This is a genomic window from Aquisediminimonas profunda, from assembly GCF_019443285.1.
GTDB classification, from domain to species: domain Bacteria; phylum Pseudomonadota; class Alphaproteobacteria; order Sphingomonadales; family Sphingomonadaceae; genus Aquisediminimonas; species Aquisediminimonas profunda.
Genome location: NZ_CP080327.1, coordinates 2,423,383 through 2,439,382, shown reverse-complemented (window position 1 = coordinate 2,439,382; position 16,000 = coordinate 2,423,383). Strand labels below are relative to the sequence as shown.

The 16,000-nt window shown below is 58.9% G+C and carries 16 protein-coding genes; 8 read left to right on the top strand and 8 right to left on the bottom strand.

The genetic code is table 11. From position 1 onward, the window contains the following. Positions 1–87: 87 nt before the first annotated feature. The 5 genes from K0O24_RS12120 (at position 88) to K0O24_RS12100 (ending at position 4,948) form a co-directional block, all read left to right on the top strand. A complete protein-coding gene (locus tag K0O24_RS12120) occupies positions 88–1,305 on the top strand; it encodes an MFS transporter (RefSeq protein ID WP_246610983.1) in 1,218 nt (405 codons plus the stop codon). 100 nt (positions 1,306–1,405) lie between these two features. Further along, positions 1,406–2,098 (top strand): TetR/AcrR family transcriptional regulator, encoded by a 693-nt coding sequence (locus K0O24_RS12115; RefSeq protein ID WP_246610982.1) that lies wholly within the window; start codon positions 1,406–1,408, stop codon positions 2,096–2,098. 81 nt (positions 2,099–2,179) lie between these two features. After that, positions 2,180–3,637 (top strand): MFS transporter, encoded by a 1,458-nt coding sequence (locus tag K0O24_RS12110; protein WP_246610981.1) that lies wholly within the window; start codon positions 2,180–2,182, stop codon positions 3,635–3,637. Next, positions 3,634–4,074 carry a nuclear transport factor 2 family protein gene (locus K0O24_RS12105; protein WP_219892994.1) on the top strand — a complete coding sequence of 147 codons (441 nt, stop codon included), beginning with the start codon at positions 3,634–3,636 and terminating at the stop codon, positions 4,072–4,074. The genes K0O24_RS12110 and K0O24_RS12105 overlap by 4 nt, the downstream gene beginning before the upstream one ends. A gap of 10 nt (positions 4,075–4,084) precedes the next feature. Then, a complete protein-coding gene (locus K0O24_RS12100; protein WP_219892993.1) occupies positions 4,085–4,948 on the top strand; it encodes an alpha/beta hydrolase in 864 nt (287 codons plus the stop codon). Between the two features lie 46 nt (positions 4,949–4,994). Here K0O24_RS12100 and K0O24_RS12095 read toward each other — a convergent pair whose 3' ends face one another. Both K0O24_RS12095 and K0O24_RS12090 read right to left on the bottom strand, forming a co-directional pair. Next, positions 4,995–5,993: a sugar phosphate isomerase/epimerase family protein gene (locus K0O24_RS12095; protein ID WP_219892992.1), complete on the bottom strand. Its 999-nt coding sequence runs from the start codon at positions 5,991–5,993 to the stop codon at positions 4,995–4,997. A 14-nt stretch (positions 5,994–6,007) separates the two neighbouring features. Further along, positions 6,008–6,388, bottom strand: coding sequence for a C-glycoside deglycosidase beta subunit domain-containing protein (locus K0O24_RS12090; protein ID WP_219892991.1), 381 nt, complete (start codon positions 6,386–6,388; stop codon positions 6,008–6,010). Positions 6,389–6,510: 122 nt separating this feature from the next. On the opposite strand from K0O24_RS12090, the gene K0O24_RS12085 reads away from it, so the two are divergent. Genes K0O24_RS12085 through xylA form a run of 3 tightly spaced genes read left to right on the top strand, consistent with a single transcriptional unit; the run spans position 6,511 to position 10,901 of the window. Continuing rightward, the gene (locus tag K0O24_RS12085) at positions 6,511–8,127 is read left to right on the top strand and encodes a GMC family oxidoreductase (protein ID WP_219892990.1); all 1,617 of its coding nucleotides are present in this window, start codon (positions 6,511–6,513) and stop codon (positions 8,125–8,127) included. A gap of 8 nt (positions 8,128–8,135) precedes the next feature. Next, entirely contained in the window at positions 8,136–9,575 is a 1,440-nt protein-coding gene (xylB, locus tag K0O24_RS12080; protein ID WP_219892989.1) for a xylulokinase, read from the top strand. Positions 9,576–9,587: 12 nt separating this feature from the next. Next, positions 9,588–10,901, top strand: coding sequence for a xylose isomerase (xylA, locus tag K0O24_RS12075; protein ID WP_219892988.1), 1,314 nt, complete (start codon positions 9,588–9,590; stop codon positions 10,899–10,901). 19 nt (positions 10,902–10,920) lie between these two features. On the opposite strand, the gene K0O24_RS12070 is transcribed toward xylA, so the two are convergent. Genes K0O24_RS12070 through K0O24_RS12045 form a run of 6 tightly spaced genes read right to left on the bottom strand, consistent with a single transcriptional unit; the run spans position 10,921 to position 15,976 of the window. Next, positions 10,921–11,889: a Gfo/Idh/MocA family oxidoreductase gene (locus K0O24_RS12070; protein WP_219892987.1), complete on the bottom strand. Its 969-nt coding sequence runs from the start codon at positions 11,887–11,889 to the stop codon at positions 10,921–10,923. Beyond that, on the bottom strand, positions 11,886–12,728 hold the full coding sequence (locus K0O24_RS12065; RefSeq protein WP_219892986.1) for a class III extradiol dioxygenase subunit beta: 843 nt from the start codon (positions 12,726–12,728) through the stop codon (positions 11,886–11,888). Before K0O24_RS12065 ends, K0O24_RS12070 begins: the two co-directional genes overlap by 4 nt. Further along, positions 12,728–13,138, bottom strand: coding sequence for a protocatechuate 4,5-dioxygenase subunit alpha (gene ligA, locus K0O24_RS12060; RefSeq protein WP_219892985.1), 411 nt, complete (start codon positions 13,136–13,138; stop codon positions 12,728–12,730). Before ligA ends, K0O24_RS12065 begins: the two co-directional genes overlap by 1 nt. Continuing rightward, entirely contained in the window at positions 13,135–14,169 is a 1,035-nt protein-coding gene (locus K0O24_RS12055; protein WP_219892984.1) for an aromatic ring-hydroxylating oxygenase subunit alpha, read from the bottom strand. The genes ligA and K0O24_RS12055 overlap by 4 nt, the downstream gene beginning before the upstream one ends. Continuing rightward, on the bottom strand, positions 14,166–15,182 hold the full coding sequence (locus K0O24_RS12050; protein WP_219892983.1) for an amidohydrolase family protein: 1,017 nt from the start codon (positions 15,180–15,182) through the stop codon (positions 14,166–14,168). The genes K0O24_RS12055 and K0O24_RS12050 overlap by 4 nt, the downstream gene beginning before the upstream one ends. Continuing rightward, positions 15,179–15,976 (bottom strand): NAD(P)-dependent oxidoreductase, encoded by a 798-nt coding sequence (locus K0O24_RS12045; RefSeq protein ID WP_219892982.1) that lies wholly within the window; start codon positions 15,974–15,976, stop codon positions 15,179–15,181. The genes K0O24_RS12050 and K0O24_RS12045 overlap by 4 nt, the downstream gene beginning before the upstream one ends. Positions 15,977–16,000: the final 24 nt, after the last annotated feature.

Genomic DNA, 16,000 nt, shown 5'->3' with positions numbered 1-16,000 from the left:
CCCACCGTTGTTATATTTGTAATTGCCGTTCTAGTTTGATAGAGCCTTGGCAGTCAAGCCGCGATCGAACGAAGTGACAAGGGAAAGATGATGAATAAACTATCGGCCTTCTCTCAAAATCTGACCTTGCGCCCGCAGGGGCTCACGATCGTTATCGCAGCCTTCCTGCCCATCATTGCGATCGTGGCAATGGGACCTGCAGTGCCCACAATGATTCAGCATTTCGCCAATGACCCCGAAGCACGTGCCAAGGTGCCGGCGATGATCGGCGCTCCAGGACTGGCAATGGCGGTGCTTGCCCCCTTCGCCGGACTTCTGGTCGATCGGTTCGGACGACGGCCGCTGCTCCTGCTGTGCACCGCCTTTTACGGCGTCTTCGGTGCAGCGCCTCTCGTTCTCGACAACCTTGACCATATTTATGTTTCCCGCCTGCTGCTCGGCGTCTCGGAGGCCGGAATTCTGACAATCGTCAACACCCTGATTGGCGACTACTGGGACGATCAGGGACGCAAGAATTGGCTGTTTCTTCAAGGGCTTTTGGGCCCGTTTCTGGCAGGCATCGTTGCGCTGATTGTCGGCTATGCCACGAAGCTGCAGTGGAACGGCGTCTTCTATGTCTACCTTGTTGCCTTCCCGATCTGGGCCGCAATGCTGGTATGGCTGTACGAGCCAGCCCGACGTATTGGCGCGGAATTCGCTTCTGCGAACGGCGAACAGTCCATATCATCGCCCGTGCCGTGGCTGGCTTTGGTGCAGATTGCCGCAGTTACGCTGCTGGCGTCATTGCTCTACTATGTCTTCATCATCAACGGTGCACTGGTCTTTGCAGAGGTCGGGATCAATGATTCTGAAGACTATGCAAAGATCATCTTTGTGCCCCAGCTATTCATTCTTGCCGGCGCCTTTCTATTTCGCCTCCTCGCCGATCGCGGCCATCGCGTGCTGATCGGCACATTCCTGCTTCTGCTTGGCGGCGGACTCGCCGGGATGGGACTTGCGACATCGGCAAGCGCGATGGCCTTGGCCCTGATCGTTCAGCAAACCGCCGCAGGGATGACCGTGCCGTCGTTGATCAGCTGGGCCCAAACCAAATTCAGCTACACCCATCGGGGCCTGGGCATGGGAGTTTGGACGGCGGCCTTCTTCCTCGCCCAGTCGCAATCGCCGCGGCTGGTCCATGCGCTCGATGTGCAGACTGGATCGATGCAGGGAGCTTTCCTGACCGCGGGCTCGATTGGCCTCGGCGCGGCTGCGATTGCTTTTGTCCTTCACATCATCAGCCAAGGTCGGGGACGGACAGCATGATCAGGTGTCACCTTAGTTGAAAACTGCCTCACACCGATTGATTTCGCGTCGAAACGCAGTTTATCTTTTTGCACAAGTGGCGCATGGGCGCTGCAGCTGAATGAACAGGGATCGCTCCATGCATGGTGGATTGAGGAAGAAGAGCACAGCTCCGGCCTTTGCAGTCGAGGATGTGAGCCGAAAGCCGCAGCAGGGCCGATCCAAGGCGTCGCTTGAACGGATGCTCGCCGCAGGGCGTGAATTGATGCTCGAACGTGGCAGCGAAGAATTCACATTGCAGGAAGTAAGCGAGCGCGGCCAGGTTTCGATTGGCTCGATCTACCTGCGCTTTGAAAGCAAGGACAATCTGGTCCGTGGCGTCATTGCAGAGGCGCTGGAAGTCTTGCGCGCCGAGGAAAGCGCCCTGCTCGATCGTCTGGCCAAGGACTGCAAGGACCTTGCAAGTTTCGTCCCGGCCTATGTTGAAGGCTATGCGGAAGTGCTGCGCCGCCACGCCCCCTTGCTAAGATTGACCATGGAGCGCGCGAGTTACGATCCTCAGGTGTCCGCGCCTGGCAAGGAGAACGCGCTGCGCGCCGAGCATGACTCGACCGAGGCAATGCTCGCTCACGCCTCCGAATTCGGCGGTAGCGACCCGAGGGTCAAGGCTCAGTCGGCCTACCACATCGTCTTCGCCACACTGGCCCGCCAACTGAGTCTTGGATCAAGCGGAGAGGCAGTCCATGACTATGATTGGAACCTGCTCAAGCGCGAACTCGGGCGCATGTGCCTCGCTTATTTCCGGGCCAATTGACAATCTTTAAAATGCTTATAATAATCCGTGTTCTAATTTAGGCGCGGAAGCATAAGCCGCGCTCGATCGGGAGAAGCGGCCATGGCGCAAGCCCTGCCAATGCAGCAGCGCCTCAGCTGGCCGGAGCGTCTGGCCTGGATGATCTGCGCCATGCCGGAACTGCTCAAGAGTTTCGCCTGGGATGCCTTTGTCTTGTTCTTCTATGCTCAGGTGGTGGGGCTCTCTGGCTGGCTGATCGGCCTTGCAATCTCAATCATCATTGTCTTCGATACGCTGGTCGATCCGTGGATTGGCGCATTGTCCGATCGGCTCACCGGGACCCGTTTGGGACGGCGACACAGCCTCATGTTTGCGGCAATTCTGCCTTTCACGATCGGCATTGCAATGGTCTTCGCACCCCCGACAGGGATGGCGCAGATGCAGATCCTTGCGTGGCTGCTCGGCTGGGGCCTCCTGGCGCGCTGCGGCATTTCGTTCTGGACTGTGCCAGCCTATGCCCTTGGCGGAGAATTGACGAGCGATGAGCAGGAGCGCCGGCTTGTCGCGGTGCTGCGCAACATGGGAAACCAACTGATCATCCTGACCGTTCCGGCTATCGCTTTCGGGGTGTTCTTCGTTCACACCGCTGCCTTCCCGCGCCCGCAGCTGAACCCGGCACCCTACCCAGGTTTCGGTCTGTTCGTCGCGGGACTTGGCGGCGCACTGATGCTGATTGGTGCGCTCGGAACCATGCGACGCGCCCGATTGGTCGAGGCGGCAGACAGGTCGCCAACGGTAAACGGCGCGCACACTGGCCCTGTTGCAGTGTTGCAGACGCTCATTGGGGCAATGAAGATCACCCCCAATGTCGGCAAGCTTCTTGCGGTGGCTTTCCTCGTGCTGTTCGTCAATTCGGTAATCAACCAGCTGTCGCTGCATCTTGCGACTTATTTCTGGCAGCTTGATCCGACATGGACGCCGCGGTTGCTCATGGCGGCAACATTTGGCTCGGTTTTCGCAATGTTTCTTTCCCCATTGTTTCTGAAGATGTTCAGCAGCCGGCGGGCAATGACACTGGGTCTGACGGCATTTTTCTCTGCGCAGGGACTGGCAATTCTTTTGCCGCTCTCGGGCATAGCTCCTGCAGCAGGGTCAGCGGCAATTGGCCTTCTGATTGGCTCACTTCGTTTCCTCGGCGGGCTCGCCTATGGTCTTTACGTCGTGCCTTTCAACGTCGTGACTTACGAGATCGGCGATGAACACGAATACAACACGGGTCACGCGGCGCAGGGCACCGTAGCCAGCTTCATGTTCATAGGATTGCAGCTTGGTAGCGGTGCAGTTGCGCTGCTGGCAGGCTCTTTCCTGGGCTTGATCGCATTTCCCGTCGGGCTGCCGGTGGAAGCAATGCCCCCCGAAAAGGTTCGCGCGCTTGCCTGGTTCGTGCTGACGTTGATTGCACTTGCCGGCGGGACAATGGCTTGGCTGGTCGGAACCTTTCGCATCGATGCGGTCAAGGTTGCGGCAATACGCAGCCTGCGAGCGGCAGAGTCTTCATGAAGGCCGTTTTCGCTGCCTTGGCGCTGCTACCAGCACTTGGGGCCTGCTCGGGCGCTGAAAAGACGACGGAGCAAAATCGCAAGATCGTACAAGCGTTTGCGAGGGTCTTTTATGAAGAGAAGGACGTAAGGCGCGCGTTCGAAACCTATGTCGAACCGGACTATATCCAGCACAATCCTGGCATTGCCGACGGTCGCGACGCAGCAATCGCTGCCTTGGAGCCCATGTTCTCCTCCCCCGGCGCGAAGTTTGAGATCAAGCGGATTCTTGTCGATGGGGATATGGCTGTGATCCACCTTTTCGGCCGCGGTGATCCGGCAACGAAAGGTGCGGCCGTGGCCGACTTCTATCGGTTGAAGAATGGCAAGATCGTTGAACATTGGGATATACTCCAGCCAATGCCCGACACGTCTGCTAATCCACACCCCATGTTTTGAAAGCACCCGAATGAAACACGTCTTGCTTGCGCTTGCCGCCTTGGGCACCCCCCTTCCCGCGTCAGCCCAGATCCCGCCGCCCCCCGAGAGCGTGAAGCCTGTGTTGCGCCATTCAATGCCGCTGCGCGGAGTAACCTGCCAGGACAGCGAGCAGTGGGACCGGATGTTCGAGCAAACCAACGTCCGCAATGTCACCTGCCCGCAACTTTATCCCGTGCTTCCCAAGGCCGGAAAAGCAAATGGCAAAGCCGTGATCGTTGTGCCCGGAGGCGGTTATCAGTTTGTCTCGATTGAACAGGAAGGGTTCCGCGTTGCCGATGCTCTCGCGGCGCGCGGATATTCCGCCTTCGTGCTGAAGTACCGCACTCTGCCCACGCCGCGCGAGAATGGGGCCTTCATGGCGGAAATGGCGAAGCTGTTCGGAAATCTTGGCAAAGGCGAACTCAAGGACGATCCGCCAGCGGTTGACGATCTCGCTGCGGCGCTGACAATGGTCCACGACGGGGCGGCTGCAAGGGGCATTGATCCGGGCACGATCGGCGTTGTCGGCTTTTCGGCCGGATCCCGCACCGCGATTCGTCTTCTCGAACGGAAGGCGGAGGCCAAACTCGCTGAAAATGTCGCGCTGGTCTATCCGCCGATGACCCAGGCCGTGAAGGGTGGACCACGACCGCCAATGTTCCTAGCCATTGCCGTCGACGATCCGCTCTTTGTCCAGGGCGGCCTCGGCCTGCTGCAGTCATGGATGAGCGAGAGCCCGAAAATCGAGGCCCACCTTTATTCGGCTGGCTCGCACGGTTTCGGCATGGCGGCCAAAGGGACCACCAGCGACTTGTGGATCGATCAATATATCGCCTGGCTCGATCGGCACTGAGGAGGCGCCCTTCCCAACAAGGGAAGGGCGCAGTTCTCAGCCCCGCCTAACCTCCCGCGAAAATGCGGCGGCACATCGACTGATGCGCCTCGACTTGATCGAACCCGTCATCCGGTAGATAGGCGTGGCCTTCCCACTCACTGACCAACGTCCCATCGAAGCCGCCATCGCGGAAAAGGGGCAGGATGGTTCCATAATCGATCGCTTCCTCACGCCCGTCGGCATCCATGCCATAGAATTTGCCATGAATGTGGATCGTCCGGTCGACCAGCGCGGCCCAACTCTTCGGATCATTGTTGGCGAGGATGAAGAAGGCAAGGCTTGCAGCCTGGATGTGTGCCGGCGGATGACCTTCCGCAATCGCCCATTCGCGCAGACGGCCTGCCTTTTCATGGCTCATTCCCGGCTCGATCCAGACTTCCTTGAGCTTGTCGAGCAGGCTTTCCTTTGCACCAACAGCGCGGGCAGCGTTTAACATTGATTCCGGAATCCGGCTTGCGGTGCCTCCGAAATCCGGAATCCATCCAAGATACGGCGTGTCGAGCTTGTCATACATTTCGCCATAGGCCTGAACAGCCGGATGCCCGGACCACATCGGCGCGTGGACTTCGACGCCCATGCGAATGTCGAGTTCTTCGGCATAGGGTGCGATCTGCGGCAGCAGTTCCACCGGCAGCGCAAATTGGTAGCGAACGAGTTTGAAGCCCATTTTCTTGGCCGAGCGCAGCTGTCGCTTGTGATATTCAACGAGCGACGCATCATCGATCGGCTGCTGGCCGGGCCGGAGGAAGCGGTCTGAATTGATCGCGCATGAAACCGGGTTGAGCCCGGTTTCGGCCATGAGCATCTTGAACTGCTCAGCGAATTCATCCGAGACGTCAGGGAATTCCTTGAAGGACTGGAATCCGATGATTTCGATATTCGGTCCCATGCCGCGCTTGGCGACTTCACGCAGCAGACCATCAAGTTCGAACTTGCGGGTCAACCAGGGATTGGTGAAGGAATATAGCGTTACGCCCACTTGGGGGCCGGTATTCGTTGCCATGACTATAATCTCCTTCAGGCGACGCGCAGAACTTGGGTCTGCGGATTGGCCCGCTTCATGCCGGGAATGTATGGAGGGCTGACGTTGACCGTGAGCGCGACACTATGTTCGCTACCCGCTGTGGCGCTGCGATTGGGCAAATGGAGGAAGGCGCTGTCCCGAACGAACCAGAAAGCGTTGGTCTGCTCACCCAGATCGGCCAACGGCCAGCTTTCGCCTTCATACTCCACATTGGCTGCGGACAAGTCGACGGCTTCGCCGTCGATTGACAGGCTGGCCACCTCGACCGTCGAAAACGGCAGTGAGCGATACCACGGCAGGCGCATGGCGAGCCGAAGGCCATCCGGACCTACGCTAAGCCCCTCTTCTCCAATAACCCGTTCGACCGGCAGCATGGCACTCTCCTTCACTTAATTAGAACGATGTTTCTAATTGGCGCTTGACATGGGGTCAAGCCTCGTGTTGGAAAAATACGAACATTAGTTCTAGAATGCATTGTTGCATCGGGAGTTTGGGCTTGGGCCAGTTTGATTACATCATTGTCGGTGCGGGTTCGGCAGGCTGTGTGCTTGCTAATCGGCTGAGCGCGAATCCGGAAACCCGCGTCCTCCTGATTGAGGACGGCGGCACCAATCAGCACCCATTCATCAAAATGGCCGGCGGATTTGTGAAGATCATGGGCAACCCTGCCTATTTTCGTGCGTATCCAGTGGCCAAACAGCCCGGCAGGCGCAGCGAAATGCACGCATATGGACGAGGATTGGGCGGGAGTTCGGCAATCAACGGCACCTGGTATTTGCCAGGCATGCCCAGCGACTACGACAATTGGGCCGCGCAAGGCCTGACCGGTTGGGGCTGGGACGAAATTTCGCGATGCGTCGCGAAGTTCGAAGACTATCGCGCGCCCGGTGCCCATGCCGGACGCGGTCGCGGCGGCGAACAGCAGATCACGCCCTCCGACTATGCAGGCCCTGTGTTCGACGCGTTGATGAGCGCGTTCGAGCAAGTCGGCATGCCGCAAGTGCCCGACATCACTGCACCGGGGATCACTGGTGTCGGCCGGTCTCAATATACCGTCGACCGCATGGGCCAACGCCAGTCAACATATGAAGCCTTTGTAAAGCCGGTGCGCAACCGCCCCAACTTGACGATTCTGAACCCGGCCGCCGTCAAGCGGATCAAGTTCGAAGGAGGGCGCGCGAGCGGCGTCAGCTGTGAGCGGAATGGCCAGGAGGAGGTTCATAATGCTGGCGAAGTAATCATTTCAGCGGGAGTCTATGGCTCACCTCAGCTTCTCCAACTTTCCGGCATAGGCCCGGGCGCGGCAGTGCAGGGATTGGGCATAGGCATCGTTCACGACCTCCCCGCCGTGGGGCAGAATTTTGCCGATCACCAAAAGTTGGGCGTATCGTTCGATCTCCGCAATCATCCCGGCACCAACCGGGAATTTATTGGCTGGCGGCTTTACCGTAACGCCTTGCGCTATTTCCTTACGCGCTCGGGTCCGCTGGCCCGCGTGGGCATGCCTCTGACCGGGCTGATCTCAACCGAGGGGCTGACCAGTTGGCCCGAATTCCAGGTCGCTGCGGCCCCCTTCGCGATGCGCACAATCAACGAGATGGCCGAAAATCCCGGCAGCCCGCTGACACCCCGGCCAGGTCTGACCTTTTCCGGCTATCATCTGCGCCCGAGAAGTCGCGGCATGGTGACAGTCACGTCGCCCGATTTCCGCATTTCGCCCGAAGTCGATCCCAAAATGTGGAGCGATCCCTACGATCAGCAAAAGGCTCTGGAGCTCTTCCATCTTTTCCGAAAACTCGCCACAATGCCCGCGCTGGAACAATTTATCGGCAGCGAGCGGATGCCCGGTGCGCAGGTGACGGATGAGGCACTTCTGGTCGAAGAAGTGCGCAAACTGACCGAGTGCGGTCTCCACGGCACAGGAACCTGTTCGATGGGCACCGATCCAATGACGTCGGTAACCGACAAGAGATGCCGCGTCCATGGCGTCGAAGGCCTTCGAGTCGTCGATTGCTCGATCATGCCGACCCCTGTTTCGGGCAACACAAATGGACCAGCCATTGCGGTTGCGGAGCGCGCGGCCGAATTGATCCTTGAGGATGCGCGCAGATAGGAACGGCCATGTACCTAGGGCTCGATATTGGCACCTCGGGGGTAAAAGCGGTCATTCTGGACGCGCTTGGTCGAGTCGTTGCCCAGGCCACTACTCCGCTTTCGGTCTCGCGGCCTCACGAACTGTGGTCCGAACAGGATCCCGACGCATGGTGGGGCGCAACCGAAGCTACGATCCTCCAGTTCCCGTCTGTGCTTAGAGCCGGGATCAAGGGCATAGGCCTTGCCGGGCAAATGCATGGCGCCACCCTGTTGGGAATTGATGATCGGCCCCTTCGACCTGCAATATTGTGGAACGATGGGCGAGCTTTTGCGGAATGTGCCGAGCTTGAAGCGTCCGTCCCCGATTTGCGCAATATTGTCGGCAACATCGCCATGCCGGGCTTTACGGCACCAAAGCTCGCTTGGGTGCGTCGGCACGAGCCGGAGATTTTTGAGCAGATCAAGACGGTCTTGCTGCCAAAGGACTATGTCCGATTGTGCCTGACGGGTGAAAAGGCCAGCGATCGTTCGGATAGCGCTGGCACGCTCTGGCTTGATGTCGGGGCCCGCAATTGGTCGGACGTCCTGCTTGCAGCAACCGGCCTCACAAGGGAGCATATGCCGCGCCTCTATGAAGGCGCCGAAGTCAGCGGTTCGCTCCGCGCTGAATTGGCCGCCCGCTGGGGCATGGACACTGTCCCCGTTGCGGCCGGGGCAGGAGACAATGCCGCGGGAGCCGCGGGAGTTGGGGTTATTTCAGACGGTGACGCACTCCTGTCGCTCGGCACATCCGGGGTGATCTTCGTTGCCACCCGCGATTTCCGTCCAAATCCGGCCGGTGCGGTGCATGCGTTCTGCCATTGCTTGCCCGACACTTGGCATCAGATGAGTGTACACCTGTCCGCCGCCTCTTGCCTGGACTGGGCAGGCGGCCTGACGGGTCTTGACGTACCGGCTTTGCTCGCTGCTGCAGAGCAGGCCGGTGCAGCAGCGGGACCGGAACTGTTCCTCCCCTATCTTTCGGGCGAACGCACACCGCACAACGATCCTCATGTCCGTGGAGCCTTTCTCCGGCTATCGAACGAGACTGATCCGGGACGATTGGCCGTCGCAGTGTTGGAAGGGGTGGCCTTTGCCCATGCCGATGGCCTTGCGGCCCTGCGTGCTGCCGGAACCCGGATAGAGAAGCTTTCGGTTATCGGCGGCGGCGCACGTTCTCGATTTTGGGGGACAGTTTTCGCTTCGGTTCTTGGCCTGCCGCTCGACTATCTTGATGGTGGCGAGGTCGGCCCTGCACTCGGCGCGGCGCGCCTTGCAAACATTGCAACGACCGGAGCCGAACCTTCGGAAATCTGCACTCGACCGCTGGTGCGTGAAACGATCCTTCCCGACCTGGCGCTTGCCGAACGCCTCGCTCCAAAAGTCGAAAAATTCCGCGCAGCCTATCCAGCGCTAAAACGCTTTTGAAAAGGAAACGTCATGTCAGCCGACTATTTCGCACCGTTTGATACTGTCCGCTATGAAGGCCCCGAAACGCGCAATGATCTTGCCTATCGCTGGTACGATAAGGACCGGATGGTGCTGGGCAAGCGAATGGAGGACCATCTTCGCTTCGCTGTGTGCATGTGGCACACCTTCTGCTGGCCAGGGAGCGACGTGTTCGGCGCGGGCACGTTTTCGAGGCCGTGGCTGACGGGCAGCATGGATTCGGTGAACGCCAGAGCCAAGCGTGCGGCGGCGCTGAGTTTTGTGGAAAAGCTAGACCTGCCGTTCTACTGCTTCCACGATGTCGACGTCATGGCCGATGCCACGACTATTGGCGAATTCCGCACGAGCTTCGCCGAGGCCGTCGACCATCTTGAGGAACTGCAGGCCAGTCATGGCCGCAAATTGCTGTGGGGAACGGCCAACCTTTTCGGCCACCCCCGCTATATGGCCGGGGCTGCAACGAATCCGAACCCTGAAGTCTATGCATGGGCCGCCAGTCAAGTCCGTGACGCGCTGGACGCTACGCATCGTTTGGGCGGCGCAAATTACGTCTTGTGGGGTGGACGCGAGGGCTACGACACGATCCTAAACACCGAAATCGGCATTGAGCAGGAAAATTTTGGGCGGTTCCTTTCACTTGTGGTCGACCACAAGCATCGCATCGGCTTTTCCGGTACGATCCTGATCGAGCCCAAGCCCCACGAACCGACCAAGCACCAATATGATTTCGACACGCAAACCGTTTACGCGTTCCTGAAGCGCTTCAGTCTCGAGGGTGAGGTCAAGGTCAACATCGAGGCCAACCACGCGACGCTCTCCGGCCATACTTTCGAACATGAAATCGCGATGGCACGTGCGCTCGGGATCCTTGGTTCGATCGACGCCAATCGTGGCGACCCCCAAAATGGCTGGGATACCGACCAGTTCCCGAACTCAGTCGAGGAAGTGACGCTGGCAATGCTGGAAGTGTTGCGCGCCGGAGGCCTTGGCAACGGCGGCTTCAACTTCGATGCAAAGGTGCGCCGACAATCGGTTGATGCAGTTGACCTTTTCCACGGCCATATCGGCGGCGTCGACACGATCGCCCGTGCCCTATTGCGAGCTGCGGCAATAATCGAGGATGGCCAACTCGAACGCTTCCGCGCCGAACGCTATGCCGGCTGGCAGGGTGAATTGGGCCAGATGATCCACGCGCCCGGCGCAACCCTGGCCGAAATTGCCGACCGCGCGATCACCAGCAACAGCGCGCCCGAACAGATATCAGGCCGCCAGGAATGGTGCGAAAACCTGCTCGCCCGATTCTAGCCGGCCGGGCGGCAGGGTTTCAGGCCCTGCCGTCCTGCGCATCAAGATCAGCGGAAAGTTCGCCGATCACGCGGTAGCAATCAAGGACCTTGGCTACGGAGCTGTTGGGTTCCCGACCTTCGCGGATCGCACTGACAAACTCGCGGTCCTGAAGTTCGATCCCGTTCATGCTGACATCGACCCCGCTCACGTCGATCGGTTCTTCCTTGCCATTCACCAGATCGTCGTAGCGCGCGATATATGTGGCCGTATCGCCGATATAGCGGAAGAAGGTCCCAAGCGGACCGTCATTGTTGAACGACAGGCTCAGCGTGCAAATCGCCCCGCTTTCACTCTTCAGCTGGATCGACATGTCCATGGCAATACCCAGTTCCGGGTGCTTCGGCCCCTGAAGGGCATTCGCCCTGACAATCCTTCCGGACTGATAAGCGAATAGATCAATTGTATGGGCAGCGTGATGCCACAGCAAGTGATCCGTCCAGGAGCGGGGCTCACCTTTGGCGTTCATGTTCTTGCGGCGAAAGAAATATGTCTGGACGTCCATCTGCTGGACCGCGAATTCGCCGGCTACTATCTTCTTGTGAACATATTGGTGGCTGGGATTGAAGCGCCGAGTGTGACCGACCATGCAAACAAGGCCCGTCGCCTTCTGTCTGGCAAGAACGGCTTCGGCGTCAACCCAAGCGTCGCACAGCGGAATTTCGACCTGTACATGCTTACCCGCCTCCATGCAGGCAATGGCTTGATCAGCATGCATCTGTGTCGGCGTGCAAAGAATCACGGCATCGACATCGTCGCGGGCCAAGGCATCGCCAAGTTCCGTCGAGGCGTGCCGCGCGCCGTATTTCCTTGCGACCTCCTCGGCCTGCTCAAGCCTTCGGCTGATGATCGAGACGATCTCCACCCCGTCGATATTCTTGAGGCCATCGAGATGTTTCTCGCCAAAGGCCCCTGCACCGGCAAGAGCGATTCGAAGTGGCTGCGTCATTCAACTGGTCCCAATACAATGTGGCCGATGGCCGTGTTGCTGCATGGGATGTGGTAATGACGGTGCAGGCGCTTCACCTTTTGGCCAAGTGCGCCGCGCATGATCAGCCACATCACCATCTCGATACCTTCGCTGCCCGTTTCCCGGAGATATTCAATGTGCGGGATGTGGCGAGCCAGGTCGTTGTCCGCCTCGAGCATATCCATAAAGCGATTGTCCCACTCGCGGTTCAGCAAGCCCGCCCTGGGCCCCTGGAGCTGATGGCTCATGCCACCCGTGCCCCAGACCTGCACGTTGAGGTCACCCGGAAAGCTTGCAACTGCGCGAGCGATGGCTTCCCCCAACGCCCAGCAACGGTTTCCCGACGGAACGGGATAGGTAACAACATTGACTGCCAAGGGGATCACCCTGCACGGCCACTTGGCAGGAGTTCCGAACATCATCGAAAGTGGAACGGTCAAGCCGTGATCGACGTCCAGTTCGTTGATAATCGTCATATCGAATTCATCAAGGATCAGGCATTGTGCGATGTGCCAGGCAAGGTCGGCATGCCCTTCGACGTCGGGAACGGGGCGCGGCCCCCACCCTTCGTCGGCAGGCTTGTACCGGTCGCCGCAACCGATCGCAAAGGTCGGGATGATATTCGCGTCAAAGGCACTGGCATGGTCGTTGTAGACCAGCACGATCACGTCGGGTTTCTGTTCGCGTTCCCACGCCCTGGTCCATTCATAGCCCTTGAAGATGGGACCGAAATAGTCGTCCCCGGTCTTGCCCTGATCGACGGCAACGCCCATCAACGGCACGTGACTGGATCCCACGCCTGCCGTGATCCGCGCCATCAATAGCCACCTTTGATTGAACGATTGCCGATCGGCGAACGCCCCCCCTTGAGCATCATTTCGCGATACTCGGGGAAAGTCATGTCGGTCATGGTCGAACAGGCCTCGGCAAACGGAATGCCATCGGTCGAAAATATCTTGGACATAAAGTAGATGTTCCCGCCGAGGTCGAGCAAGCGATTATAATCACGGGCCAGAACAGCCAGTTTCTGGTCTTCAGACAACGGCCATTGGTCGAGGTAGGCGCGCTCATCCGCCATCCAGCGTTCGCGGTTTTCCGGCTTCATCAAGCTCATCGCGAACTGGTTGAGATGATAGCCTAAACGCGCTCGCTGCGCTGTATAGACCCGCGTACCAGGAATATCCTCAAGTTCGTCAAGATAGGCTTGAATATCTGCAACCTTGGTCATTGAGCGGCCTCTTCTGCCTGGCGGATTCTCCGTGCTATGATCTGTCGCGCCCGCACGCCGCCCTCATCAATGCGGTATGCCGCCAGTTTGAGATCAGGGTTTGCAAGTATTGCCGACTGTTGGGCTTCGAGCACTTCCTTGTCCTGAAGGAATACGCCACCCTGCTGCGCTTTGAAACGCGCAGTGAAGCCGGCATCGTCGATGTCGAAATCGCGGGCCATGCCCCAATAATAGTGATGGCTGGTTTCACTTTCCGGCGTCATTGCGTCAATGACCATGCCGCGCACACCCTGATCATGACGTTCCAGCGACGCGCCCGCGCCCTGAGGCGCCACCCCGACATCGATCATTACGATCGAGGGCATCAGGAACTGGCAGATTTGCCAGCGATCGACAGGACCCGGCTTTTTCAAGGCACCGCGCCAGAAAGGTGGCGCATCGATGCCCGGCATCCAACGCGAAAGTTGGACCCGCTCACCATCAACTTCGCATGCGATATCCGCTTCCATAAGCTCAGCCTGGCCAATCGAACCGGCATGAACATAGGTTTCGTGCGTCAAATCCATCAGATTATCAATGGCAAGGCGATAATCGGCAGCGATGTGATAATAGCCGCCGTCGAAGGTCCAACCATCTGCACTGCATGGCCAAAGGTCGGGGATCAATGCGACGTCAGCTTTGTCGCGGTCGCCGACCCATACCCAAACAAAACGGTGACGCTCCTCAACGGCATAGGTCTCGACGCAAATGCGCCCGTTTGGTGCGTCGTTCTTCAGAGGCATCTCTTCAACCGTGCCTTCGGGACCAAGCTTCAGTCCATGATAACGACAGCGAATGGAGTCACCTTCGCGCAGACCCATGGAGAGCGGCAACAGCCGGTGAGGACACGCATCGCGCATTGCGACAACGGATCGATCAAGCCGACGATAAAACATCATCGGGACACCGCAAATGGTGCGTGCCATCGGAGCCGAGTCGATTTCGGCATCCCAGCCGGCGACATACCATGCGTTGGTCGCCCAGGTCGTCATAGTCCGCGGGCTTTCAGCTGGGCATCCAGACGGGGAAAGACGCGCCGCGCATTGCCTTCAAAGATGGCGTGGCGCTCAGCATCGGTTATGTCGAGTGCATCAACATAACGCTTGGTGTCATCAAAATAATGTCCAGTCGTGGGGTCTATACCGCGAACGGCCCCAACCATCTCGCTCCCGAACAGGATATTCTTGTTTTCGATCACATCCGCCAGCAAATCTATGCCAGGCTGGTGGTAGACGCAGGTGTCGAAAAAGACGTTGTTCATCAGGTGGGTATCGAGGCTTGGCTTCTTGAGCATGTCGGCCAGCCCGCGGTAGCGGCCCCAGTGATAGGGCACGGCACCTCCACCATGCGGTATGATGAAGCGCAAATTCGGGAAACGGGCAAACAGGTCGCCTTCCAGCAACTGCATGAACGCGATGGTGTCAGCCGCGATATAATAGGCTCCAGTCGCGTGCATTGCCGGATTGCACGATCCCGAAACATGGATCATCGCAGGCACGTCAAGCTCGCACATCGTTTCGTAAAAGGGAAACCAGAACGCGTCCGTTAGCGGCGGGTGCTTGAAGTGTCCGCCGCCGGGATCGGGATTGAGGTTGCAGCCAATGAAACCCATGTCGACGCAGCGCCTGAGCTCCGCAACGGAACGCGACATGTCTGCTTCGGGCGATTGCGGCAGCATGCAAACACCCGCGAAAACTTTCGGATAAAGATCGACGACCCTGCCGATCAGGTCGTTGCAAACCTGCGCCCACTTCACAGCGACTGACTGGTCACCAACGTGCGGCGCCATCGCGCTCGCGCGGGGCGAGAAAATTGTCATGTCTGCACCGCGTTCCTTGATCAGACGCAACTGGTTGCTCTCGATCGTCTCGCGGATTTCATCGTCTGAAATTGCCGGATAGGGCGGACACTCCGTGCCAACTTTGAAAGCGGCCTTTTGCCCCTCGCGCCACTGGTCATGCGCTTTTGGCAATACGGTGTAATGGCCGTGGCAGTCGATGATCATGTTGCAGGATTTCCGCTTGCCGCGCGTCGCTGACGAAGCACTGTTCCACGGGTCATTATCGGTTCGACGCCAAAGGACTGCAGCGTTGCAACGCTCTCTTCCATTTCGGCGGCCCTGCGTTTTCCGTGGGTCGCCATCCGCTCGATATTATATGCCGCCCGAGTAGCCCAGGGTTGCGGTTTGTCACTGGCGTCAAGGGAAGCGAGCACTTCGCTTTCCACGCCTGCGGCCCTTGCAGCCGCAATCATTTCGTCCGTTAGTGCTTCAATGCCCTTGACCATGACCGAGCGGATCATCTTGATTGCGCTCGCCTGGCCTACCGCATTGCCAACCACGCGGACATTCAGAAAGCCGGCGTTCCGCAATGCCGTTTCGGCGTCGGGCGCCGCGGGGCCGGAAAGAAGGAGCGAAACCGCCAGCCCTGCTGGTTCGACAGGCGCCAACACAGCGACGTCGACAAAGCGCGCACCTGCCTCCTCTATGGTTCGCGCGGCTGCGCGCTTGGTTTCGGGCGCGACAGAATTCATGTCGCACCAGAGAAGGCCATCTGGAATCGCAGCAGCGCACTCCTGCGCCGCTCGCAAGGCCTGATCTGCTGTCACGAGCGAAAGCACTAGCGAAGCACCGGCCAGCGCCGCGGCCGGGCTCGCTGCGGCCCGGATGCCAAGTTCTGCCATCAATCGTTCGCGCGTCGGCAAAATGTCGAAGGCACAAGCCTGTTGCCCCCATCCAGCGCTACGGGCGAAGGTGGACCCGGCTTCACCGAACCCAATTATGGCAATAGTCGACTGCATTGCTGCCCCCAATCGCGCGAAGAC

Excerpts from the sequence above, each read along its gene's own strand:
- K0O24_RS12115 (WP_246610982.1), top strand. The coding sequence starts at position 1,406 with ATGAACAGGGATCGCTCCATGCATGGTGGATTGAGGAAGAAGAGCACA.
- K0O24_RS12070 (WP_219892987.1), bottom strand. The coding sequence starts at position 11,889 with ATGACGCAGCCACTTCGAATCGCTCTTGCCGGTGCAGGGGCCTTTGGC.
- K0O24_RS12050 (WP_219892983.1), bottom strand. The coding sequence starts at position 15,182 with ATGATCATCGACTGCCACGGCCATTACACCGTATTGCCAAAAGCGCAT.
- K0O24_RS12100 (WP_219892993.1), top strand. The coding sequence starts at position 4,085 with ATGAAACACGTCTTGCTTGCGCTTGCCGCCTTGGGCACCCCCCTTCCC.
- K0O24_RS12090 (WP_219892991.1), bottom strand. The coding sequence starts at position 6,388 with ATGCTGCCGGTCGAACGGGTTATTGGAGAAGAGGGGCTTAGCGTAGGT.
- K0O24_RS12095 (WP_219892992.1), bottom strand. The coding sequence starts at position 5,993 with ATGGCAACGAATACCGGCCCCCAAGTGGGCGTAACGCTATATTCCTTC.
- K0O24_RS12055 (WP_219892984.1), bottom strand. The coding sequence starts at position 14,169 with ATGACGACCTGGGCGACCAACGCATGGTATGTCGCCGGCTGGGATGCC.
- K0O24_RS12065 (WP_219892986.1), bottom strand. The coding sequence starts at position 12,728 with ATGGCGCGGATCACGGCAGGCGTGGGATCCAGTCACGTGCCGTTGATG.
- ligA (WP_219892985.1), bottom strand. The coding sequence starts at position 13,138 with ATGACCAAGGTTGCAGATATTCAAGCCTATCTTGACGAACTTGAGGAT.
- K0O24_RS12120 (WP_246610983.1), top strand. The coding sequence starts at position 88 with ATGATGAATAAACTATCGGCCTTCTCTCAAAATCTGACCTTGCGCCCG.
- K0O24_RS12045 (WP_219892982.1), bottom strand. The coding sequence starts at position 15,976 with ATGCAGTCGACTATTGCCATAATTGGGTTCGGTGAAGCCGGGTCCACC.
- K0O24_RS12105 (WP_219892994.1), top strand. The coding sequence starts at position 3,634 with ATGAAGGCCGTTTTCGCTGCCTTGGCGCTGCTACCAGCACTTGGGGCC.
- K0O24_RS12110 (WP_246610981.1), top strand. The coding sequence starts at position 2,180 with ATGGCGCAAGCCCTGCCAATGCAGCAGCGCCTCAGCTGGCCGGAGCGT.
- xylB (WP_219892989.1), top strand. The coding sequence starts at position 8,136 with ATGTACCTAGGGCTCGATATTGGCACCTCGGGGGTAAAAGCGGTCATT.
- xylA (WP_219892988.1), top strand. The coding sequence starts at position 9,588 with ATGTCAGCCGACTATTTCGCACCGTTTGATACTGTCCGCTATGAAGGC.